This window comes from Halorubrum halodurans, assembly GCF_002252985.1.
In the GTDB taxonomy this organism is placed as follows: Archaea; Halobacteriota; Halobacteria; order Halobacteriales; family Haloferacaceae; genus Halorubrum; species Halorubrum halodurans.
The window spans coordinates 1-2,479 of the sequence record NZ_NHPJ01000084.1 but is presented as its reverse complement, the minus strand read 5'-3'; the positions used below and the strand labels follow the sequence as shown (position 1 = coordinate 2,479).

The following is a 2,479-nucleotide window of genomic DNA, read 5'->3' as shown; positions in this document are numbered from 1 at the left end:
CGAGGTCGGGATCGGGCAGGTCGCGCTCGGGCTCGGCCGGCTCCGTCGAGGGGAGGTCGTTCATGGGCGCGCCGTCCGCGAGGAACTCGGCGTCGACGTCGACGACGGTCTCGCCGTCGAACGTACAGACGTAGTCGCCGTCGGTCACCTCGCCGATGACCGAACAGCCGAGGTCGAACCGCTCGGCGAGCGCGCGCACGCGGTCGACGTCGTCGGGGGCGACCTCGTAACACATCCGCTCCTGGCTCTCCGCGAGCAGGATCTCCAGGGCGTTCATGTTCGGCTCGCGCTGGTGGACCGCCTCGAGGTCGATCGTCGCGCCGAGCCCGCCCTTCGCGACGAGTTCGGAGGAGGCCCCGCCGAGGCCGGCCGCGCCGAGGTCGCGGGCGGCGACGACGAGGCCCTCGTCGATCAGCGCCTCGTTACACTCGATCAGCCGCTTCTCGGCGTAGGGGTCGCCGACCTGGACCGCGGGGCGGTCCTCGGTCTCGGCGTCCTCGCCGAGGTCCTCGCTCGCGAAGGAGGCGCCGCCCAGCCCGTCGCGGCCGGTCGCGTTGCCGACGAGCACCAGCTTGTTGCCGGGCTCCTCGGCGGTCGCGGTGACGAGCCGGTCCGCGTCGGTGACGCCGACGCAGGCGACGTTGACGAGCGGGTTCCCCTCGTAGCCGTCGTGGAAGGCGACGCTGCCGCCGACCGTGGGGACGCCGATACAGTTGCCGTAGTGGGAGATCCCCTCGACGACGCCCTCGAAGAGGTACCGCGACTCCTCGCTGCCGAAGTCGCCGAAGTACAGCGAGTCGAGTAAGGCGATCGGGTACGCGCCCATGCTCATCGTGTCGCGGACGATGCCGCCGACGCCGGTGGCCGCGCCGTCGAACGGGTCGACGTAGGAGGGGTGGTTGTGGCTCTCGATCCCGAACGTGACGTAGGTATCGCCGTAATCGTCGGCGTCGCGCTCCCCGGCCGGCGCGTCGGCCGCCTCGGGGGTCGGCAGCGCGAGGACGGCGGCGTCGTCGCCGGGGCCGACGACGACCTGGTCGCCCTCGCTGTCGAACGCCGACAGCAGGGGCCGCGAGGAGCGGTAGGCGCAGTGCTCGCTCCAGAGGTTCTCGAACAGCGCGGCCTCGGCCGCCGTCGGCTCCCGGCCGAGCTCCGCGACGACGAGCTCGTGGTCCGGCTCGGACAGACTCATTCACTTACGTGGTTATCGAGCCCGTTCTAATGCTTTTCTATGTACACGTTCGTGGATATTGGTTTCGATGTCTTCGCGAGTGACTGCTTCGAAACTCCAGCCGCTCGGCTACACGTGGTTGCTGGCGCGATGAACGCCGCCAAAGCCCCAGCCGTGAGGCGGGCGTACGCTCGTTGCGCTCCTCACTCAGTCGCTTCGCTCCTTCGTTCCGGTGCTTACGTCGCCTGCGCCCGCCTCACGGCTGCCCCTTTGAGTCCCGCCCCGCGAGTCCGCCGCTCCGACGCGCCACCGACGGGATTTAACCGGCCGCCCGAAAACGAGGGGCCATGGAGCCGGTCGACGACTGGCGGACGGCGATCGAGGCGGCCGGCGAACTCACCGGTCCCATCGCCGCCGCGATCGTCGAGGCCCACGGCGACCGCGGGCAGCGGGCGATCGAGGCGGTCGCGGAGGGGCGGGTGAAACGCTACCGGGACTTCACCGTCGTCGTCGGCCACGAGGACGAGTACGTCGTCGAGGACGGCGGCTGCGACTGCGCGGACGCGACGTACAACCTCGACCCCGAGGACCCCGACGAGCGCTGCTGGCACGCCATCGCCGTCGACGTCGCGGACGCGGTCGGCGCGGTCGACCACCACGACATGTGGTACTCCGAGGTCCGCGAGTTCCTGTGAGGGCGGGTCGGGCGCGGGGACCCTCCGGAGCCGGCCGCGGCTCGGGAGCGCCGAGAACGCCGAGACCGCGCATCTCCGGATTTTCAGCCGATCGAGCCGGCCGTTTTCGGCGTTTCACACCCGGAGAGTCGAAAACGTTTACAACGGCCGCCGGTCTGACCTACTGTATGGCGGACTGTCCACTCGCCGACGACTGCCCCAGTTTCGACGAACGGATCCAGGGCATGGGGTGTCAACACTACGGCAACAAGGGGGGTGCCGAGTGGTGTAACCACTACGACATGCCGATCTACGAGCTCAAACAGCAGCCGGTCCAGCCCGGCGAGGAGGTCGTCGTCGAGGTCGACGACATCCACGAGAGCGGGGCCGGCGTCGGCCGCACCGACGACGGCTTCATCGTGCTCGTCGACGGCCTGCTCCCGCCCGCGCGCGCCGTGGTGTCGATCCACCGGGTGAAATCCAGCCACGCGACCGCCCAGAAGGTAGTCGAACGGCTCCCCGACGACCCCGACGAGGACGACGAGGGGGGAGACGAGGCCGACCGCGACGACGCGGACGAGGAGGCCGACGAGCGGGACCGCCCGAGCCGCACCGACCGCGAGCGGCTCGGGCG

The 2,479-nt window shown here is 70.4% G+C and carries 3 protein-coding genes; 2 read left to right on the top strand and 1 reads right to left on the bottom strand.

The window, feature by feature from the left end:
- The coding region (gene purL / locus DJ70_RS08510) for a phosphoribosylformylglycinamidine synthase subunit PurL (RefSeq protein WP_094531958.1) at positions 1-1,192 on the bottom strand (1,192 nt) is incomplete at its 3' end.
- A 326-nt stretch (positions 1,193-1,518) separates the two neighbouring features.
- On the opposite strand from purL, the gene DJ70_RS08505 reads away from it, so the two are divergent.
- Both DJ70_RS08505 and DJ70_RS08500 read left to right on the top strand, forming a co-directional pair.
- The gene (locus tag DJ70_RS08505) at positions 1,519-1,866 is read left to right on the top strand and encodes a hypothetical protein (RefSeq protein ID WP_094531956.1); all 348 of its coding nucleotides are present in this window, start codon (positions 1,519-1,521) and stop codon (positions 1,864-1,866) included.
- A 167-nt stretch (positions 1,867-2,033) separates the two neighbouring features.
- Positions 2,034-2,479, top strand: a 446-nt coding sequence (locus tag DJ70_RS08500; RefSeq protein ID WP_094531954.1) for a TRAM domain-containing protein, incomplete at its 3' end; no start/stop codon positions are given.

Coding starts and splice junctions, on each gene's coding strand:
- DJ70_RS08505 (WP_094531956.1), top strand. CDS start 1,519: ATGGAGCCGGTCGACGACTGGCGGACGGCGATCGAGGCGGCCGGCGAA.